Genomic DNA, 20217 nt, shown 5'->3' on the forward strand with positions numbered 1-20217 from the left:
TTTTTTTTTTTTAGATTTACAATGTTGAAAGCATTTTTATAGAGTAATGTAAGAAGTCGCTCTTAAGAATGTGGACGACAAAAATGTTAACATTATAGCTTGTGCAAGCTTTTTTATATTTTATCCCTGAGAATTAAAACTAATAGCGCAAAAAAAAGACTTCTAAACAAGTGACTTCTACTTCTCATTCCCTTAATGAGAAAACAAATGACTTCTAATTATAAGACTTCTATTCCCTAAGTTTTAGGGAGACAATAGTTATTAATCAACCTATCTTAAAAAATGTGATGGGTTTAAAATCTTAAATTATGAAGAAAAGAATATTTAGCCTAATGGCTGTGGTAATGTTTATTGGAAGTCCAATAAACGTAATGGCAGTAAGCAATAAGACTTCCGAATATTGTGAACCATGCAACATTGATTCTAATGAATCGAATGGTGAATGTTTTTGTGACGCAATAAGATTGTATCACGCATACATACGAACTTTCGACGATAGAGAAATGGCAATTGAAGCTGGAGCAAGATATCTAGACGAATGTAATGCAGTGCAATTTTAAATGATTAAAACAACTGATTGTATACTAATATGAAATTAATCCACATAATAGTTTTCACCCTTTTTATAGGGAATTGTCATTCGCAAAATTCTATAAAATCAGGTAGATTGGTTTATAGTGTTACATTTAATTATACTGAAACCAAAAAAGAAACTTCTGCATCTAAATTTCTTGAAAAATCAGTAGAAGCATTAAGAGAGTTTAATTTTAACTTAGACTTTAATAATTCTAAATCTTTATATTATTTAGATAAATCAATGATTTCAGATAAAGAAAGTGACACCTACTTTAAGGCCGCATTAAAAATAGCTGGAGATGTTGAAGTTTTTACTGATTTAAATATTCAACTCTCAAAAACAAGAAAAAACTTTTTAGGAGATGATTTTATCATAACAGATTCATTAACCTATGACTGGAAAATAACCAAAGAAACTAAATTAATTGGGGAATATTTATGTTATAAAGCAGAATTAGAAATTGAAACTACATACCTTAATCCAAAAGGTAAAAAAGTTTTTGCTTGGTTTACATATCTAATACCTCTTTCTCATGGACCTAAAGGTTATTCAGGATTGCCAGGTATTATTTTAGAATTAAAAGAGAATAATTTAATCTATTCGTTGCAAAAACTAGAGTTCGATAAATCAGAAATTAAAATACCAAAAAATGGAATCAAAATTAACAGGAGTGATTATAACAAATATGTTAAACAAAAAATTAAAGAATTTAAATTTGAGTAATATGAAAACCTTAAAAAAAACACTAATTGTCTTATCTGCATTTTTCTTATTTACAAGCATGCAATACTCTGAACCTAAGAAACCTGAAAGCTTAAAAAAAGCTTGTTCTTTACTAGCTCTAACTATTTATGACAACGCAATAAATAGTGAGGTAGATATAGAAACCGCCTTTGCTGTTTCGCAAATAGCATACCTTGATTGTATGTATTTTTAATATTAAATTGATTATTAGTAACAGTAAATTTTCATCTATTAAAAAAAACTCTCTTATATCAATATTATTAATAGGGAGTTTTTTTTTCTGTAGCTACTCTCAACAAGTTACGTTTATCGGCAATGTTAAAGACACTCTGCATAATCCTTTACCATACGCAAATATCTTAGCAATACCTCAAGCAGATGACCAAGACGTGAAATTCGCCATTACGGAAAACGATGGGACATACAAACTAGGCCTTGCAAAAAACCAAACCTACGAACTCACGGTAAGCTATTTGGGTTACAAGCCACAAAAAGTTACTATAACCACAACAGACCAAGACCTCACTAAAAACTTTATCCTCAAAGAAAACCCAGACCAATTAGATGAGGTAAACATAAAATACACACCTCCAATTACCGTTAAAGAAGACACCATAACTTACGATGTTACAAAGTTTGTAACAGGTGAGGAACGCAAACTACGCGATGCTCTTAAAAAATTACCTGGAGTAGAAGTGGATAGAGAAGGTAACGTGATGGTTAATGGTAAAAAAGTAACTAAAGTCTTAGTAGAAAACAAAACCTTTTTTACAGGTAATAGCAAACTAGCTGTAAATAATATACCAGCAGATGCCGTTGAGAAAGTTGAAGTGTTAGATAATTACAATGAGGTTGCTATGCTTAAAGGTTTGCAAGACTCTGAGGATATGGCTATGAATATCTTGTTAAAAGAAGATAAAAAGAAGTTTGTTTTTGGCGATATAGAGGTGGGTGCAGGTATTAAAAAGCGTTACCTGTTACATCCTAATTTATTTTACTACAGCCCAAGAACCAACGTTAACTTTATTGGTGACCTTAACAACCAAGGCATTAAAAGTTTTAGTTTTAGCGATTACTTAGAATTTGAAGGTGGTTTTGGAAAACTCTTGGATGATGTTGGTAGTTATTTTAGTTTGTTTAATAGCGATTTTGCCCAATACCTCAACAACCAAGATTTTACAGCTAATATTAATCAGTTTGGTGCTTTAAATATTAGGCAATCCGTTTCTAAACATACAGATATTAGTGGCTATTTAATTAGCTCTAACTCAAAAACCCAAACTGCAAGCAATACGTTGAACGCTTACCAAAATATTGCAGACCCTTTTACGGAAAACAGAACGGTTACTAATACTATTAATAACTTTTTTACCGTAGGTAAAGTTACCGTGGACTACGACCCAAGCTACAAAGAAGATTTTGCTTATAATGCTTTTGTAAAAGTAACTAATAATGATAGTCATGGTTTTGTAAATACAATTAACCCAGACCAAAACAATAGCATTACGACATTAACCGATGTTACGGCACTTAATCTAAAACAAAACATTACTTACAGTCGTAAATTATCTAAAGCGCATACAGCTACTTTAGAAGCCACTTATAATTTTCAGAATGATAAACCGATTACAGAGTGGCTCACTAATCAGCAAATTTTACAAGGTTTAATTCCTTTGGAAGATGCTGATGTGTATAATATTCTTCAAACTAAAAAATCAGCTTCGCATAATTTTAATGCCATTATAAAAGATTATTGGGTAATTAATAATTTTAACCACCTTTATACTAGTGTTGGCATTAACACATCTTTTAATGATTTCTATAATGAAGATCTACAATTGCTTAATTATGGTCGTATCAATAATTTTAGTTCTGCTGGTTTTGGTAATGATTTTGGTTATAGCTATATAGATTCGTATTTGGGCTTGGAATATAAATTTCAAATTGGTATCGCTACGTTTAAACCTGCTGTATTTTATCATGGTTATTTATGGCGGACACAACAGTTTGAGGATTCTGAAACGTTTTCTAAAAATTTGTTATTACCGCAATTCACCACCAAAGTGGAATTTAATAACAGTGAAAAACTGAATTTTAAATACAAACTGAATGCGCGTTTTCCTGGCATTAATCAATTGGCAAACAACTTTATACTTTCTAATTTTAATAGTGTTTACAAAGGCAACAATCAGTTAGAAAACCAATTATACCATTCCGCAACCTTGAGTTATTATAAGTTTAGTTTGTTTAAAAACTTAAACCTCAACTTCAATACCAGTTTTAACAAGCGTGTAAAAAGTATAAAAACGGTTTCAGAGCTTAATGGTATTGAATCTTTTAATACAGCCATAATGTTTGACCAACCAGAACATAATTGGATGCTTAGTGGACGCGTTTCAAAAAAAATCAATAAAATCCGTTATAATCTGAGTAGTCGTTTTAGTTATAATGATTTCTATCAAATTTTGAATAATGAAACAAATCTTAATGTTTCAAAATCTATTGCTTCAACGATTGGCGCGGAAACTTCATTTAAAAATCATCCTAACTTTGAAATTAATTATACCAAAGATTTTAATAACTATAAAGCCTTAAATAACGTCTCTAAATTTGAAAATGACCAATTAGAAGTTATTTTGGAATACGATTTTTTAAAGGATTTTATCTTTAAAGCAGATTACACCTATAATAATTACAATAATAAAAGTCTAGATACTAAAACCACTTTTGATACTGCAAATGCGTCGTTATTCTACCAAAAAGAAGATAGTCCTTGGGGATTTGAGGTAAATGCCACTAACCTTTTTGATACGCGTTTTAAACAACAAAATTCCTTTAACGCTTTTGTGATTAGCGATAGTAGAACATTTATTTTGCCTAGAATTGTAATGTTTAAGGTAAGCTATAAGTTGTAAGTATGTTCGAAATCTTCAAAACAGCTTCAAAAACTAAACCCACAAACCAAAGACCATAACGATATAATTAGTTTTTAGTCAACTTCTTTTTACTTTTGCACAAACTAGAAATACATTATGTATAGTTTTATAAAAAAATGGTTCGGTTTTAGTGCTAAACCGAAACTTACAGAAGAAGACAAAATGAAAAAATTCTTAATCGTTGGCTTAGGAAACATAGGCGAAAAATATGCTAACACTAGACATAATATTGGCTTTAAAATTCTAGATTATTTAGCTGAAACGAATGACATTACTTTTGAAACCGTAAAACTTGGTGATGTTTCTACCTTGAAAATCAAAGGAAGATCACTTATCCTTTTAAAGCCAAGTACGTTTATGAACCTCAGCGGAAAATCTATAAAATACTGGCTAAAGAAAGAAAAAATCCCTATAGAAAACCTACTTGTGGTTACTGATGATTTAAACCTTCCGTTTGGATCGCTAAGATTAAAAACCAAAGGCAGCGACGGAGGACACAATGGCTTAAAAGACACGCAAGATAAATTACAGACTGTAAAATATAACCGCTTTAGATTTGGCATCAGTGATGAGTTTAGCAAAGGCAGACAAGTCGATTATGTTCTAGGCGAATGGACAGACGAAGAAAACACACAACTTAAAGAACGTTTGAAAATTTCGGCAGAATTGGTAAAATCTTTCGCTTTAGCCGGAGTAAATACTACGATGAACCAATTTAATGGAAAATAAGATTTAGCTTTGTTTTCAGTATAGTTCTAAGTTAAAAATAGCAATACCGTTTAAATTTGAATTCAAAATCAGCAAAAGTAACAACCATTGGCACCTTCGACGGTGTACATATTGGACATCAAAAAATCCTGAAACAGGTCGTAGCTCTTGCTAAAAAACAAGGCTATATTCCTGTGGTTTTAACCTTGTTTCCACATCCAAGAATGGTGCTTCAAAAAGACGACTCTATTCGGTTGTTAAATACCATTGACGAGCGTATAGAATTACTAAAATCACACGGTATAAAGGAGGTTGTTGTAAAAAAATTCACCAAAGCCTTCGCTAATCTTTCTGCTCATGATTACGTGAAACAGATTTTAGTTGATGAGTTACACACCAAACATATTGTTATTGGTTACGACCACCATTTTGGCAAAAACAGAAGTGCCAACATAAACGACCTTAAAGCCTTTGCTGAGCGTTATGATTTTGATGTTGAAGAAATTTCTGCACAAGACCTAAAAGATGTTACAGTGAGTTCTACTAAAATAAGAACAGCTTTAAACCAAGGAGAAGTAGATTTAGCAAATTCGTATTTAGGTTACAATTTCTTTATAACTGGTACAGTTGTTAAGGGCAAAGAATTGGGAAGAACGATTGATTTCCCAACCGCAAATATTAATGTCACGGCAACTTATAAGCTTATTCCTAGTGATGGTGTTTATGTGGTAAAATCTAAGATTGAAAACAAAACCGTCTTCGGAATGATGAATATTGGCAGCAATCCAACGGTTGATGGCAAAACACGTTCTATTGAAGTGCATTTTTTCGACTTTAGCCAAGATATTTATAATGCTGAACTAAAAATTGAGTTTCTTAAGCGTCTTCGCAGCGAACAAAAATATGAGAATCTCGAAGCTTTAAAAATTCAACTTAAAAAAGATATGGCGAATGCATCAAGCTATATAAACACCTTAAATGCATAAGTTTCTATTTAAACATATAGACAACTCTGGACTCATAGTTTTCAGAATCATTTTTGGATTGTTGTGTTTTTTAGAAGCTGTTGGAGCCATTTTTACAGGCTGGATTAGACGAACTTTAATAGAACCAGAATTCACCTTTTCATTTATTGGTTTTGAGTGGTTACAACCACTTCCTGGTGATTGGATGTATGTCTATTATGCCGTAATGGGAATTTTTGGCTTATGTATAATGTTGGGCTACAAATACAGGTTAAGCATGCTTATGTTTGCTTTAATGTGGACAACAACCTACCTCATGCAAAAATCGTCTTATAACAATCATTATTATTTGTTGATGTTGTTAAGTTTTTTAATGGTGTTTCTACCAGCCAATCGGTATGCTTCTTTAGATGTTAAACTGAACCCTTCACTAAAACGTATTTCAATGCCAAGTTGGTGTAAATGGGTTTTTGTACTTCAATTATTTATTCTATACACCTACGCATCGGCAGCTAAATTTTATCCGGATTGGTTAGACGGTTCTGTAATGAAAATACTCATGCGAAGCAAAGCCGATTTCTATGTGGTTGGTGACCTTTTACAGCAAAAAACAGTACATTATATTTTGGCATATGGAGGCATTTTATTTGATGGCTTAATAATTCCATTATTACTATTCAAAAAAACTCGGAAGTACGCTTTCTTTGCCTCTATTTTCTTTCATCTGTTTAATTCATTTATTTTTCATATTGGCATTTTCCCATATATGTCTTTAGCGTTTAGCTTGTTCTTTTTTGAACCTAAAACCATAAAAAACATATTCTTAAAGCAAAAGGAGTATTATGATGCTGATGACATTATCATTCCAAAATACAATACAGTTTTAATCTCTTTATTTTCAATTTATTTTATAATTCAAATTGCCTTACCGTTACGTCATCACTTTTTTACGGATGATGTATTATGGACCGAAGAAGGTCATCGTTTATCGTGGAGAATGATGTTGAGAGCTAAAAGCGGACGCACCTTTTACAAAGTTGTTAATGCAAAAACTGAAGATATAATTCCTATTAAATTAGATGATTATTTAACCAAAAAGCAACAACGAGGCGCAAGATCTAAGCCCGATATTATTTGGCAGTTTGCACAACATCTTAAACAAGACTTTGCTAAAAAAGGAATTCCTGTAAAAGTCTATGTCAATGCGTTTGTAAGTGTTAATGGAAAAGCCACCAAACAACTTATAGATCCAAAAATTGATATTGCCAATGAAACATGGCAACATTTTAAGCATCACGATTGGATTTTACCTTCTGAAGAAAACGAAAAGTAATTTCTTATTACAAAAGTATAACTATCCTTAAATCAGAAAATCTTATTTCACACTATAAAATAGACACTTTTTATTTTTATCTGGTCATTTTCTTGTTACTTTTGTGGCTTATTTCCCCATGCCAATTGGCATAAACCAAAATTAATAGATATGTTACAAGTTGCTTTTATACAAGAGAACAAAGAAGACATTATTGCACGTTTAGCAAAACGAAATATTGATGCTACAGAGATGATTAACGAGGCTATTGCTTTCGATGAAGACCGAAAAGCAATTCAGACCAAATTAGATACCACGAAAGCAGAATCTAACAGCTTATCTAAAGAGATTGGAAATTTATACAAGTCTGGCGAAACCCAAAAAGCAAATATTCTAAAGGAGAAAACAACACAATTAAAGGACGTTACTAAAACTTTAGAACAAGAACTCAATGCTAAAATTGAGGCACTTGCTGAGCTTTTATATAAAATCCCTAATGTACCAAACCCTATTGTTCCTGCAGGAAATACGGATGAAGACAACGAGGAAACCTTTAGAGATGGAGATGTGCCTAGTTTATATGAAGGTGCCTTACCACATTGGGAACTCGCTAAAAAATATAACATCATCGATTTTGAATTAGGAAACAAAATTACAGGTGCTGGTTTTCCTGTTTATATAGGTAAAGGTGCAAGATTACAACGTGCCCTTATTGCTTATTTCTTAGACAAAAATACCGAAGCTGGTTACACCGAATACCAAGTACCACATTTGGTGAATGAAGCGTCTGGTTTTGGAACTGGACAATTGCCAGACAAAGAAGGGCAAATGTACCACGTTACAGGAGATAATTTATACTTAATTCCAACCGCAGAAGTGCCTGCAACCAATATATTTAGAGACACCCTTTTAAACGAGAGCGATCTTCCTATTACCATCACAGGTTATACACCATGTTTTAGACGTGAAGCGGGTAGTTATGGTGCGCACGTTAGAGGATTAAACAGATTACATCAGTTTGATAAGGTTGAAATCCTAAGAGTTGAACATCCAGATAATTCTTATGACGCATTAGACAGTATGGTCAATCATGTAAAAGGCATTTTACAAGACTTAAAATTACCATATAGAATTTTAAGATTATGTGGAGGCGATTTAGGATTTACCTCTGCTTTAACTTACGATTTTGAAGTGTTTTCAACGGCACAAGACCGTTGGTTAGAAGTATCGTCTGTTTCTAACTTTGAAACGTTCCAAGCCAATCGTTTAAAATTACGTTTTAAAAATTCTGAAGGTAAAAACGAATTATGCCACACGTTAAATGGTAGTTCTTTAGCCTTACCAAGGATTTTAGCCGGAATTTTAGAAAACTATCAAACCGAAAATGGTATAAAAATACCTGACGTTTTAGTGCCGTATACCGGCTTTGATATGATTTCTTAAAACCATATACCCTACTCTAAATGTTAAATTTTAATGCATTTTAACGATTATAAAGGTATTTCCTCGCTTTATTTATAAAGTTTTTAGAAATTTAGGTTTCCCAGATTAAAAGAGCTTAATTATGAAGAATATAAAACGAATCGTATTACTCGTTTCTTTGATTGCTATGGTAAGCAAGGTTTTGTTTTAGCGAACCAGATATTCTATACTTTTTGGTAATTTTCAACATTATAATTGATGTTGTTAATTAGTAATATATAAAACGAACCTAGTCAAGATAATTGAATCATATTTTACAAAAATAATGGTTAATAGCACATTTATTTTACTAGTAAAATGCCTAAACATAAGTTTAGGCATTTTTTTATACTTTTTTTCACAACATCTACTTGAAGCATTTGTTATATTTACACTTACAGTGACTTTTAGCGGTACTAAAATACAAACATGCAACAGCGTTTTTTCATAATAATTATTCTAGTCTTCAGTTATTCTGGTTTTGCCCAAAATAGTGAAGCACAAGCGGATAGTTATTACAAAAAAGCAGAATTCAAAAAAGCAGAATTAATCTATAAAAATTTACTGAGGGAAAAGCCACACAGTTACAACTATATTCTTAAGCTTGTAGATATCTACCAACAATTAGAACAATATGACGATGCTGAAGCTCTTTTGAAACAACGTTTATCTATAAATAGAAGTCCAGAATTTACAGTGGCTTTGGGTTATAACTTTCAACTTAAAGATAGTATTGCTACTGCCAATAAACTTTATGATGAAGCGATAGCTTTTGTAGACCATAAGCCCAACTTTATTTATATTATCGCTAAAAAGTTTGAAGATTATTCACTGTCAGAACAAGCCATTCGATTATATGAAAAAGGTAAAGTCTTATCACCAGAAAAAAACTTCAGTATTCAGTTAGCGCGCATTTATGGAGATCAAGGTGATATCGAAAAAATGTTCTTAAACTATATAGATTACATTGCGTATAAACCTAATTATCTCAATAACATTAAACGTTTCATTAGTGACTTTGTTTCCGAAGATAAAGACAATATAAACAACACCTATTTACGACGATTACTTCTAAAAAAAATTCAACAAAATCCGGAAACGTACTGGTATGATATGTTGAGTTGGTTATACGTTCAAGAAAAAGCATACAACAAATCGTTTATTCAAGAAAAAGCACTTTACAAGCGTAACCCTGAAAGTTTAGATCGTCTCATAGAATTAGCTGTTACAGCACAACAAGACAACGATGATGACACAGCAAAATCAATTTTCAATTATATACTCGAGGTTACACAAGATCGAAGTACAGCATTAACGGCACACCAATACATTTTAGAAATAGACACTAAAAATGCCGATGCTAAAACGCTACAGCAAATTGATAAAAAATACAACAGCTTGCTGAATGAGTTTGGAAAATCTAAGCTTACTTTATCCTTACAATTAGCCTATGGTAAATTTTTAGCCTTTAACCAAAAAGACACAGAAACAGCCACAACGTTCTTAAAGCAAAGTTTAAGCTTACAGCTTTCTAAATTTCAAGAAGCGAATGTAAAATTACTATTAGCTGATATTTTAGTACTTCAAGAAAAATTTAATGAAGCCTTAATTTTCTATTCTCAAATTCAGGCTAACCTTAAAAATAGCATTATTGCTCAAGAAGCACGATTTAAAGTGGCAAAAACAAGTTATTACAAAGGTGATTTTGAATGGGCAGAATCGCAGCTTAACATCCTAAAATCTTCTACATCTCAATTAATTGCAAATGATGCTCTAGACTTAAAGTTGTTGATTTCGGACAATAAACACGAAGACAGCACGCAAACAGCATTAAAGCATTACGCAAAGGCAGACTTATTCGCGTTTCAGAATAAAACTGAAGAAGCTATTTCACTTTTAGACCGAATTTTAGAAGAACATAAAGGTGAAAGCATCACAGATCAGGCTTTGTTTCAACAAGCAAAACTCTACGAGAAAAAAAAGCAATACGTTAAAGCAGAAGCTAACTACCTAGACATTATTAAAGATTATAGTGAAGACATCTTAATAGATGACACGCTTTACTATTTAGCAGAACTTTACAACAACTATTTGGCTAAACCCGAAGAAGCTAAACTACTCTACGAAAAAATAATATTTGATCACCAAGACAGTATTTATTTTATTGAAGCGCGAAAAAAGTTTAGAATGCTTAGAGGAGATAGTATTAACTAAATAACAAAACCCAAACGCTCAATTCCAACAGCAACATTTTGGAATTTAACACGTTAAAATTGAATTTTGAACTCATATGATTATATACAACGTTACTCTTAATATAGATAAAAGTATCCATAATGAATGGTTAGAATGGATAAAAGAGCACATTCCACAAGTCTTAGCAACAGGTAAGTTCAAAGAAGCTAAACTCACCAAAGTTTTGGTAGAGGATGACGAAGCAGACACCTACTCTATTCAATTCAGAGCGCATTCTAGAGAAGCTCTAAACTCATATTATGCTGAACATGCCGAGCGTTTAAAACAAGTTGGCTTACAACGTTTTGGAGATAAAGTCTTGTCGTTTAGAACAGAGTTAGAAGTTGTTGATGAGTATTCGGTTAGTTTTGAATAATATTTTCGGGCAAAGACGCCAAGTCGCAAAGAAAAAAGCTCAACTTTATTTGAAATCTCATGGTTGTATTAAGCTTATAGCTTTTTGATTCTTTAAACATAGCATTATTTTTTATGTAAAAACGCTTTGCGTCTCTGCGCCTTTGCGAGAAAAAACAATCTTATTACAACTCTGAAAATCATTGTATAATAACACTCAGCGCCATTCATTACAAAAAACCCAAGTAAACCGTATCTTTACAAAATAATTGCGTTGCGCCTTTGTGCCTTTGCGAGAAAAAAAACAAATGACAGTAAAAGCAAAAAAACACCTAGGACAACACTTCTTAGAAGACGAATCCATTGCACAAGATATTGCAGATAGCTTATCTTTAGAAGGCTACAACGACGTCTTAGAAATTGGGCCAGGAATGGGAGTGCTTACCAAATATCTTCTCAAAAAAGACACCATAACACACGTCATAGAAATAGACACAGAATCTGTAGATTACCTAAAAAATAACTATTTACATCTTGCAGATAGAATTATAGAAAAAGACTTCTTAAAATACGATTTAAATCTTGTATTTAAGGATAAACCTTTCGCTATTATTGGTAATTTTCCATATAATATTTCGTCACAAATTCTTTTTAAAACTCTAGAAATGAGACATCAAATTCCAGAATTTTCTGGTATGTTTCAAAAAGAAGTCGCCTTAAGAATCTGTTCTAAAGAAGGCTCAAAAGTTTACGGTATTTTATCTGTACTAACCCAAGCATTTTACGATGCAGAATACTTATTTACAGTACCACCAAGCGTATTTAATCCACCACCAAAAGTAGATTCAGGTGTGCTTTTATTAAAACGAAAAGAAAATTTCACCTTGCCTTGCGACGAAAAATTATTCTTTAAAGTCGTAAAAACAGGTTTTCAGCAACGTAGAAAAACACTTCGTAACAGTTTAAAAACATTCAATCTGTCGGATAATTTAAAAGCAAATACTATATTTGGGCAACGACCAGAGCAACTGAGTGTTTCGCAGTTTATAGAGCTAACGTCGCTAATAGAAAATGACGAAAACTAATGATCTTTGCTGTCACACTGAGTGCAGTCGAGGTGAATTAAAATAAGCGTATTAAAAATCAAGTGGAAGACATCCAAGATAACATACAATTTCAGTTAACTGATGAGCTTATTGAAAAGGTAGAAATCCTTGTCGAAGACGGAAACGACAAAGACTTAACAGCCTTATTAAATGAGTATCACCACGCAGATATTGCCGAAATTTTAGATGAATTAACCAATGATGATGCTGTTTATGTTATAAAACTTCTCGATTCTGAAACCACTTCAGAAATCCTGATGGAACTCGATGAGGATATCCGAGAAAAAATACTTAGAAGTCTATCCAATAAAGAAATTGCCGAAGAGGTTGAAGAATTAGATACCGATGATGCGGCAGATATGATTGCTGAACTTCCGGAAGGCAGGCGAGCCGAAGTTATCTCGCAGATTGCAGACGACGAACACAGAGAAGAAATTCAAGAACTTTTAGCTTACGATGAAGACACAGCTGGTGGACTCATGGCAAAAGAGCTTGTAAAAGTTTACGAAACTTGGACAGTTGCTGGTTGTTTACGCAGAATTAGAGGGCAAGCTAAAGATGTTACAAGAGTACATTCGGTTTACGTTGTAGATAAACAAGATAAACTGATAGGTAGATTGTCTTTAAAAGATTTAATTACATCCAAAAGCGATCAAAAAATTGCGTCTATCGCTAAAGAAAATGTGGATTGGGTTCATGTTAACGATGATGTGGTAGATGTCGCAAAAATAATGGCAAAATACGATTTAGAAGCAATTCCTGTTGTAAATGACAGCCAAACATTAGTCGGTAGAATTACCATTGATGATATTGTAGACGTTATACGAGAAGAAGCCGATAAAGATTACCAATTAGCCGCTGGTATTTCGCAAGATGTCGAGGCCGATGATAGTATTTTTAAACTCACCAAAGCACGTTTACCTTGGTTGTTTATTGGTATGTTTGGAGGTTTAGGAGCTGCCAGTATTATAGAGCAGTTTAATGATAATATGGGCAATTTTATAGTGTTGCTCAGTTTTGTACCTTTAATTCAAGCAACAGCCGGAAATGTAGGAGTACAATCCTCTGCTATTGTGGTTCAAGGTATTGCCAATGGCACAATCGATGGTAAAATTCTAAAACGATTATTCAAAGAGTTTTTATTAGGATTAGTCAATGGTATTGCTATTTCACTAATTGCCATTCTTATTACACATTTTATTTTTGGAACACCATACATTGTATCCATAACCATCAGTATCGCTTTAGTTGCTGTGATTGTAATGGCTGCAATTATTGGGACATTTATTCCTATTTTTTTAGACAAAAGAGGCATTGATCCAGCAGTTGCCACAGGACCATTTATCACCACAAGCAATGACGTTTTCGGGATTTTAATCTATTTCTTAATCGCGAAAATGATGTTAGGTATTTAATATTTTTTGGGCGTTACTCTACTTCGCTATGTAGCTATTGTAATCACTTTCATCAACTAGAAAAGCTACGTAGAGTCGGGCTGTCACTACTCGCTTTTTGCAAAAAAAGCAAAAGAGCTCAAACATGCCGTTCCATCCCTAACGCAGTCACCATGTTACTCTATTTTAAAAGTAAACTATCGTAAATCGCGTTGTAAATCTTTGTAACTTTACTTCATCATATTATAAGACCTACTAGGTTTTAAAAAATCTAGAAGATCTGAAAAACTAAAAAGTTATTATTTAACGCTTAAATAGATTCCCACTCTCGCAGGCATTACCATGAAAATATTACACCTAGATTCTAATCATCCATTACTTTTAAATCAACTCAACGCCTTAGGATTTACCAATCACGAAGATTACACGTCTTCAAAATCTGAGGTTGAAGCAAAAATCGCAGATTATGATGGTCTTATAATTAGAAGCCGATTCACCATAGACAAGCAATTTTTAGATGCAGCCACAAACCTAAAATTTATAGGACGTGTTGGTGCTGGATTAGAAAATATAGACTGCAATTATGCCGAAGATAAAGGCATATATCTTATTTCTGCACCAGAAGGTAACCGAAATGCTGTTGGAGAACACGCCTTAGGGATGTTGTTATCACTTTTTAATAACCTAAATAAAGCGGACAAAGAAGTGAGACACGGAAAATGGTTGCGAGAAGATAACAGAGGATTAGAATTAGACGGAAAAACTGTTGGCCTCATTGGTTATGGTAATATGGGAAAAGCATTTGCCAAAAAATTAAAAGGCTTTGATGTAGATGTTTTGTGTTATGATATAAAAACCAATGTTGAAGATGCCAATGCCAAACAAGTTATTCTCGAAGAATTAAAAGCAAAAGCTGATGTGCTAAGTCTTCATATACCACAAACAGAGCTAACTTTAAACATGATAAATTCTGATTTTATAAAAGGTTTTAAAAAGCCTTTTTGGCTCATTAATACAGCTCGCGGTAAAAGTGTAGTTACTCAAGATTTAGTTAACGCCTTAAAATCTGGTAAAATTCTGGGAGCAGGATTAGATGTTTTAGAGTATGAAAAATCGTCTTTCGAAAATTTATTCACTTCTAATGATATGCCAGAAGCCTTTCAATATTTAATAGCATCAAAAAATGTGTTGCTCTCACCACATGTGGCAGGTTGGACGATTGAAAGCAACATTAAACTCTCGCAAACAATCGTCGATAAGATTAAAGCAAAGTTTAGTTAACTTACAATATTAACCATACCTTTTTAAACATGACATACAACGCTACATCACCAGAAGATTATATTAGTCAAGTACCTGAAGAACGCCAAAATGCTTTAAAAACGTTAAGGAAAGTTATAACTGATAATTTACCAAATGGTTTTGAAGAAGGCATTCTATATAATATGATAAGTTATTATGTGCCACATTCCGTTTATCCAGATGGTTATCATTGCGACCCAAAAACGCCATTACCATTTATGAGTTTTGCTTCACAAAAAAACTCAATAAACTTATATCATAGTGGCATTTATGCGCAACCAGAACTACACGATTGGTTTGTTAACGCGTATCCAAAACATTGCAAACGAAAATTAGACATGGGAAAAAGCTGTGTTAGATTTAAAAAGATAGACGACATTCCGTTTGAATTAATTGGCGAACTGACTAAAAAGATGACGTGTAACGAGTGGATAGACATATACGAGTCTGCCATAAAGAAAAAGTAGATTAAAAAATTATAACATTTAGGGTTTCAACCAATGAGATCTTAAAATAAATTCAGAATAAAATGAAAAAACGCGTCACAGGAATTGGAGGTTTATTTTTTAAAACTAAAGATCCAAAAGCTGCTAAAGATTGGTATAAAAAACATTTAGGGTTTAACACAGACGATTATGGCTGTACCTTTTGGTGGAAAGATAAAGAAGGAAACGACTGTTCTACTCAATGGAGTCCGTTTACTGAAGACACCAAACACTTTGAACCGTCTAAAAAAGACTTTATGTTTAATTATAGGGTTGAAAATTTAAAAGAATTATTAGCAACGTTAAAAGACGAAGGTGTCACCATTGTTGGTGATATGGAAGAATACGAATATGGTAAATTCGGCTGGATTCTAGATAACGACGGTAACAAAATTGAACTTTGGGAACCCGTGGATAAGGCCTTTTTATAAATTCCATTTAAACACATATCATTGTCTTATTTAGAAATTCTACACGCTTATAATTTAACTGCGTTTCAATGGATGGCCATTGGATTTGCAGTTTTTTTATTGGGTTTATCCAAATCAGGAATTAAAGGTGTAGGTATCATTCTTATTGTGATACTTGCCTTTGTTTTTGGAGAAAAAGCATCTACAGGCATTCTTCTTCCTATGTTAATTTGTGCAGATATATTAGCTGTTATTTATTACAACAGACATGCAGATTGGGTGGTTATCAAAAAACTAATTCCATGGATTATAGTCGGTGTTTTAATTGGAGTTTGGGTTGGAAATGATATTTCTGAAATCGTTTTTAAAAAATTAATGGCGATTATAATACTTGTTTCAGTGGGTATTATGATTTACTTAGAAAAGCGAAAATCTACGTATATACCGCGTAACAAGTTGTTTTCAACTGGTATTGGTTTATTAACAGGTTTCACTACTATGATAGGTAATTTAGCTGGTCCGGTTTCTAATATTTATTTTTTAACCATGCGTTATCCTAAAAATGAATTTATAGGAACAGCGGCATGGTTATTTTTTATTATCAATATGATTAAGCTTCCCTTTCATGTCTTTGTTTGGGAAACCGTTACGATAGACACATTAGTTTTAAACTCCGTGTTAATTCCTGCGGTTATTTTAGGGTTTATATTGGGCGCAAACATTGTAAAACTCATTTCAAATGTAAATTACAGACGATTTATTATAATCGTTTCCGCTATTGGAGGCCTAATTATGTTATTTAGGTAAAAAAAGATTACCCTTTGATAACATATATTATTTAAGTTGATTCATAATATTTCATTAACTTTATGGTTTAACTTAAAACAAAAAAATATGTCAGAAGACAATAAAGATTTAGGCAACGATCTTAACGATATGTTAGACGATGCTAAAGATGGCGCTAAAAAAGCAGGCGATAAAATAAGCCAGAAAACTAGTGAATTTTCAGATGATGCAAAAAAAGCGGCTGATGATTTTAGCAACGATGCAAAAGAAGTGTTCAGTGATGGTAAAAATGTTGCAATTATTGCCCATATTACTTTTATCGGATGGATTATTGCTATTGTTATGAATAGTAGTAATAAAACCGAATTTGGCTCTTTTTACATTAGACAAAATTTAGGTTTAATTTTATTAGGTGTTGTTTCATCTTGGATTCCTATTGTAAACTTAGTAGCCTGGATAGTTCTATTAATTGCTTGGATAATGAGTTTAATCTCTGCATTAGGTGGTGAGATGAAACCGACCTTTTTACTTGGTAAACAATATCAAGAATGGTTTAAAGGTTTATAAAATATTAAAAACCCAGAATGTTAATTCTGGGTTTTTTATTTACTCTTTTCCAGTTAAACCAAAAGCTAAAGGCAAGGTATCACCAATTCTCTGATTTCCCATAACACCACTAAAATAAACTCCTACAACAGGTGTAAAATTACCATAAGAATCAACATAAAATTCGGGTACTTCTAAGTGAATTTTAGATTGATCATTTTTCTCAAATAGGATAGAGACATTTTCTTTTAGAGTTACTTTCTTAAAATCTTCATTCTCTAAAGCTTCCACCAAAAAATATTCCCACTCTTCTATCCTAAATTTATCATGGTATATCCAATACCCTTCTGTTCTCAAGTTTTTATTGTAAAGCGACCTTAAAAAGTGTTGAACAGATCCTTTATAAGCTTTATCTCTATGTTTTAAGGTTTTCTTTTTTGTAGTATATAAATCATTGTAGAAGGACGTACCATAGAACGTTACAGAATTAACCGAAAATCGCATTTCGCTAAGATTAGCATATCCAAAGTTGGTTTCAAATTCCATTAAATCATAGGTAATTTCATACTCTAAGGCTTTATTTAAAATTTGAAGTGGCACTTTTGAGCTGGCATATAACGCCTTATTGTGTTTGTCATATTTTAATACTAAATCATCTTCATTTAATATTTTACACGATTTCCCAAACTTAGAAGTTCCTAAGAATTCTTTTCTAAACAATCTCAATTTCTGTCGTCTTGTTAAACCGTCGTCATATGCTATATGAACTTCATCTAAAGTATTATCTGCTTCAACAAGTTCTACGTTGATATTATTTTGACTTCTATAATCAGAAATCAAGACCTTTTCAAATCCTAAATAAGAAATCACTAAAGTAGATTGAACAGCGTCTGAGTAGTCAATTGAAAACTCGCCATTAGCATTTGTAGTGGTACCAATTGTAGTATTATTAAAATATACAGAAGCGGTCTCAATTGGCTGTTGTGTAATTTTATCTATAACACGACCAGTTAAAGTTTGTGAAATACAAATTATTGGGAATAAAAAGAATGCAACACCAAGCTTACTTATCCTCATTATTATCTGTAAACTTACGTTCTAATTCGGCCTGAAATTCTTCCATCACAGGTCTAACGGTACTTTCTGGTAAGTCGGCAATTTTAATATACATTAAACCATCCACGGCATTATTAAACATAGGATCTACGTTAAAAGCTACAAGTCTAGCGTTTTGTTTAATGTACTTTTTGAGTAACACAGGTAAACGTAAAGCTCCTGGTTCTACCTCATCTATAATCTTATCAAATTTATTTAAATCGGCTTCTGTTTCATCAAAAACAAACTCCTTATCTGCATCTTGGAGTTTAACCTTAAACTCTTTTTTAGGACGTACATACTGCGCTACATAAGGATCATAATAATGCGATTTCATAAACTCAATCATCAAACTTTTAGAGAAATTTGAAAACTGATTACTTATACTCACGCCTCCTATTAAATATTTGTGTTCAGGGTAACGCAATGTAATATGTACAATCCCTTTCCAAAGTAAAAATAAAGGCATTGGTTTTTGCTGGTAGTTTTTTATAATAAAAGCCCTTCCCATTTCTATGGATTGACTCATCATTTTATGCAATTCTGGTTCAAAACGAAACAAATCTTGCAAATAAAAACCATCGATACCGAAACGTTCAAAAATCTTAGAACCTAAACCCATTCGGTAAGCTCCTGCAATGACATTTTGTTCGTTGTCCCACAAAAACATATGGTGATAATACGTATCAAATTTATCTAAATCCGTAGATTCATTAGTACCTTCTCCAACTTCTCTAAATGTAATTTCCCTAAGTCGGCCTATTTCCTTTAAAATATTTGGAATATCTTTCGGCGACGCAAAAAACACTTCGTAATTTTTACTCATTAAAAGCCTGCCGTCTTCAACTCTAAGTTTATCAACCTCAGCAATCATTAATTTTGGTGCAACAGGTGTCTCAATTCGTTTGGGCATTTTAGCCACTTTTAATTGCGATTGAATATTATCTAAAATCTTAGGTTTATCTTCAAAAGTTTTAGATAACATATAGGTTTTTCGCCTTAAGAATTCTGAAAATTCTGGAAGATTTGGATGTTCTTTCTGATCTTTAATAGAAATCGGTCTACCCACTCTTACCTTTATTACTCGACGTTTTTGGGTTAATAATTCAGACGGTAATTTTGCCGTTCGTAGTGTGTCACTCAACTTAGACAGCCTGTAAAATAAACGACTGTTTTTAGCATGAAAATAAATAGGAACGATAGGAACTTCTGCCTTTTGAATAAGCTTCATAGCAGCCTCTTCCCACTGTTTATCTACAACTAATTTTCCATCTCTATAGGTAGAAACTTCACCAGCAGGAAACACACCTAATGGATGTCCTTCGCGCAAATGCATAATGGCATTTTTAAAACCTGCAATACTACTTTTAGCATCCTTTCGGTCTTCAAAAGGATTCACTGGCATTATATATGGTTTTAAAGGTTCTATTCTATGTAATAGAAAATTAGCGATTATTTTGAAATCGCTTCGTTGCTCTAACATTAATTTTAACAGCAAAATACCATCAATACCACCAAGCGGATGATTAGAAATGGTGATATATGGTCCTTCTTTGGGCAGACGCTTCATGTCTGCTTCAGGAATTTCGAACTTAATTTGAAATTCGTCTAAAATACCATCTAAAAACTCTAGTTTATTGAGGTGCTTATTTCGGTTATAAACTTTATTTAAGGTCGATATTTTAAGTACTTTCATCAATACCCAACCAGAAAAAGTTCCCAAAAATCCATACTTGTCAGCATGAATTGCTTTTGCAACTTCCTTTGCGGTAACTAAACCGGTATCAGATGATTTCCCCAT

Annotated in this window: 19 protein-coding genes; 17 read left to right on the plus strand and 2 right to left on the minus strand. The window is 32.6% G+C overall.

Features of this window, described 5'->3' with window-relative positions; translation table 11 throughout:
- The first annotated feature begins 332 nt into the window (after positions 1 to 332).
- The 17 genes from ITJ86_RS14985 (at position 333) to ITJ86_RS15065 (ending at position 17342) form a co-directional block, all read left to right on the plus strand.
- Complete coding sequence (locus ITJ86_RS14985) at positions 333 to 560, plus strand: hypothetical protein (RefSeq protein ID WP_195872471.1); 228 nt, start codon at positions 333 to 335, stop codon at positions 558 to 560.
- Positions 561 to 589: 29 nt separating this feature from the next.
- Positions 590 to 1300 carry a GLPGLI family protein gene (locus ITJ86_RS14990; protein ID WP_195872472.1) on the plus strand — a complete coding sequence of 237 codons (711 nt, stop codon included), beginning with the start codon at positions 590 to 592 and terminating at the stop codon, positions 1298 to 1300.
- Position 1301: 1 nt separating this feature from the next.
- Entirely contained in the window at positions 1302 to 1514 is a 213-nt protein-coding gene (locus ITJ86_RS14995; RefSeq protein ID WP_195872473.1) for a hypothetical protein, read from the plus strand.
- A gap of 7 nt (positions 1515 to 1521) precedes the next feature.
- Positions 1522 to 4236 (plus strand): carboxypeptidase-like regulatory domain-containing protein, encoded by a 2715-nt coding sequence (locus tag ITJ86_RS15000; protein ID WP_230080323.1) that lies wholly within the window; start codon positions 1522 to 1524, stop codon positions 4234 to 4236.
- A gap of 117 nt (positions 4237 to 4353) precedes the next feature.
- The gene (gene pth, locus ITJ86_RS15005; RefSeq protein WP_195872474.1) at positions 4354 to 4986 is read left to right on the plus strand and encodes an aminoacyl-tRNA hydrolase; all 633 of its coding nucleotides are present in this window, start codon (positions 4354 to 4356) and stop codon (positions 4984 to 4986) included.
- 56 nt (positions 4987 to 5042) lie between these two features.
- Positions 5043 to 5951 (plus strand): bifunctional riboflavin kinase/FAD synthetase, encoded by a 909-nt coding sequence (locus ITJ86_RS15010; RefSeq protein ID WP_195872475.1) that lies wholly within the window; start codon positions 5043 to 5045, stop codon positions 5949 to 5951.
- Positions 5944 to 7263 (plus strand): HTTM domain-containing protein, encoded by a 1320-nt coding sequence (locus tag ITJ86_RS15015; protein ID WP_195872476.1) that lies wholly within the window; start codon positions 5944 to 5946, stop codon positions 7261 to 7263. The genes ITJ86_RS15010 and ITJ86_RS15015 overlap by 8 nt, the downstream gene beginning before the upstream one ends.
- A gap of 150 nt (positions 7264 to 7413) precedes the next feature.
- Positions 7414 to 8685 (plus strand): serine--tRNA ligase, encoded by a 1272-nt coding sequence (serS, locus tag ITJ86_RS15020; protein ID WP_195872477.1) that lies wholly within the window; start codon positions 7414 to 7416, stop codon positions 8683 to 8685.
- A gap of 447 nt (positions 8686 to 9132) precedes the next feature.
- Positions 9133 to 10917, plus strand: a complete 1785-nt coding sequence (locus ITJ86_RS15025) for a tetratricopeptide repeat protein (protein ID WP_195872478.1) — start codon at positions 9133 to 9135, stop codon at positions 10915 to 10917.
- A gap of 76 nt (positions 10918 to 10993) precedes the next feature.
- Positions 10994 to 11314 carry a DUF4286 family protein gene (locus ITJ86_RS15030; protein ID WP_195872479.1) on the plus strand — a complete coding sequence of 107 codons (321 nt, stop codon included), beginning with the start codon at positions 10994 to 10996 and terminating at the stop codon, positions 11312 to 11314.
- Positions 11315 to 11600: 286 nt separating this feature from the next.
- Entirely contained in the window at positions 11601 to 12377 is a 777-nt protein-coding gene (rsmA, locus tag ITJ86_RS15035; RefSeq protein WP_195872480.1) for a 16S rRNA (adenine(1518)-N(6)/adenine(1519)-N(6))-dimethyltransferase RsmA, read from the plus strand.
- A gap of 62 nt (positions 12378 to 12439) precedes the next feature.
- Positions 12440 to 13813, plus strand: a complete 1374-nt coding sequence (gene mgtE, locus ITJ86_RS15040; protein ID WP_195872481.1) for a magnesium transporter — start codon at positions 12440 to 12442, stop codon at positions 13811 to 13813.
- Positions 13814 to 14134: 321 nt separating this feature from the next.
- A complete protein-coding gene (locus ITJ86_RS15045; RefSeq protein WP_195872482.1) occupies positions 14135 to 15073 on the plus strand; it encodes a 2-hydroxyacid dehydrogenase in 939 nt (312 codons plus the stop codon).
- Between the two features lie 29 nt (positions 15074 to 15102).
- Positions 15103 to 15561 carry a DUF1801 domain-containing protein gene (locus ITJ86_RS15050; protein WP_195872483.1) on the plus strand — a complete coding sequence of 153 codons (459 nt, stop codon included), beginning with the start codon at positions 15103 to 15105 and terminating at the stop codon, positions 15559 to 15561.
- Between the two features lie 62 nt (positions 15562 to 15623).
- Positions 15624 to 16010: a VOC family protein gene (locus tag ITJ86_RS15055; protein WP_195872484.1), complete on the plus strand. Its 387-nt coding sequence runs from the start codon at positions 15624 to 15626 to the stop codon at positions 16008 to 16010.
- A 21-nt stretch (positions 16011 to 16031) separates the two neighbouring features.
- Positions 16032 to 16796 carry a sulfite exporter TauE/SafE family protein gene (locus tag ITJ86_RS15060; protein WP_230080324.1) on the plus strand — a complete coding sequence of 255 codons (765 nt, stop codon included), beginning with the start codon at positions 16032 to 16034 and terminating at the stop codon, positions 16794 to 16796.
- Between the two features lie 87 nt (positions 16797 to 16883).
- The gene (locus tag ITJ86_RS15065) at positions 16884 to 17342 is read left to right on the plus strand and encodes a YtxH domain-containing protein (RefSeq protein ID WP_195872485.1); all 459 of its coding nucleotides are present in this window, start codon (positions 16884 to 16886) and stop codon (positions 17340 to 17342) included.
- Positions 17343 to 17381: 39 nt separating this feature from the next.
- On the opposite strand, the gene ITJ86_RS15070 is transcribed toward ITJ86_RS15065, so the two are convergent.
- Positions 17382 to 18398: a carboxypeptidase-like regulatory domain-containing protein gene (locus tag ITJ86_RS15070; protein WP_195872486.1), complete on the minus strand. Its 1017-nt coding sequence runs from the start codon at positions 18396 to 18398 to the stop codon at positions 17382 to 17384.
- Positions 18385 to 20217, minus strand: a complete 1833-nt coding sequence (locus ITJ86_RS15075) for a GNAT family N-acyltransferase (RefSeq protein ID WP_195872487.1) — start codon at positions 20215 to 20217, stop codon at positions 18385 to 18387. Before ITJ86_RS15075 ends, ITJ86_RS15070 begins: the two co-directional genes overlap by 14 nt.

The organism is Winogradskyella marina (genome assembly GCF_015645385.1).
GTDB lineage: Bacteria > Bacteroidota > Bacteroidia > Flavobacteriales > Flavobacteriaceae > Winogradskyella > Winogradskyella marina.

Coding starts and splice junctions, on each gene's coding strand:
- ITJ86_RS15030 (WP_195872479.1), top strand. CDS start 10,994: ATGATTATATACAACGTTACTCTTAATATAGATAAAAGTATCCATAAT.
- rsmA (WP_195872480.1), top strand. CDS start 11,601: ATGACAGTAAAAGCAAAAAAACACCTAGGACAACACTTCTTAGAAGAC.
- ITJ86_RS15055 (WP_195872484.1), top strand. CDS start 15,624: ATGAAAAAACGCGTCACAGGAATTGGAGGTTTATTTTTTAAAACTAAA.
- ITJ86_RS14995 (WP_195872473.1), top strand. CDS start 1,302: ATGAAAACCTTAAAAAAAACACTAATTGTCTTATCTGCATTTTTCTTA.
- ITJ86_RS15045 (WP_195872482.1), top strand. CDS start 14,135: ATGAAAATATTACACCTAGATTCTAATCATCCATTACTTTTAAATCAA.
- ITJ86_RS15015 (WP_195872476.1), top strand. CDS start 5,944: ATGCATAAGTTTCTATTTAAACATATAGACAACTCTGGACTCATAGTT.
- ITJ86_RS14990 (WP_195872472.1), top strand. CDS start 590: ATGAAATTAATCCACATAATAGTTTTCACCCTTTTTATAGGGAATTGT.
- pth (WP_195872474.1), top strand. CDS start 4,354: ATGTATAGTTTTATAAAAAAATGGTTCGGTTTTAGTGCTAAACCGAAA.
- ITJ86_RS15070 (WP_195872486.1), bottom strand. CDS start 18,398: ATGAGGATAAGTAAGCTTGGTGTTGCATTCTTTTTATTCCCAATAATT.
- ITJ86_RS15025 (WP_195872478.1), top strand. CDS start 9,133: ATGCAACAGCGTTTTTTCATAATAATTATTCTAGTCTTCAGTTATTCT.
- serS (WP_195872477.1), top strand. CDS start 7,414: ATGTTACAAGTTGCTTTTATACAAGAGAACAAAGAAGACATTATTGCA.
- ITJ86_RS15050 (WP_195872483.1), top strand. CDS start 15,103: ATGACATACAACGCTACATCACCAGAAGATTATATTAGTCAAGTACCT.
- ITJ86_RS14985 (WP_195872471.1), top strand. CDS start 333: ATGGCTGTGGTAATGTTTATTGGAAGTCCAATAAACGTAATGGCAGTA.
- ITJ86_RS15075 (WP_195872487.1), bottom strand. CDS start 20,217: ATGGGGAAATCATCTGATACCGGTTTAGTTACCGCAAAGGAAGTTGCA.
- ITJ86_RS15065 (WP_195872485.1), top strand. CDS start 16,884: ATGTCAGAAGACAATAAAGATTTAGGCAACGATCTTAACGATATGTTA.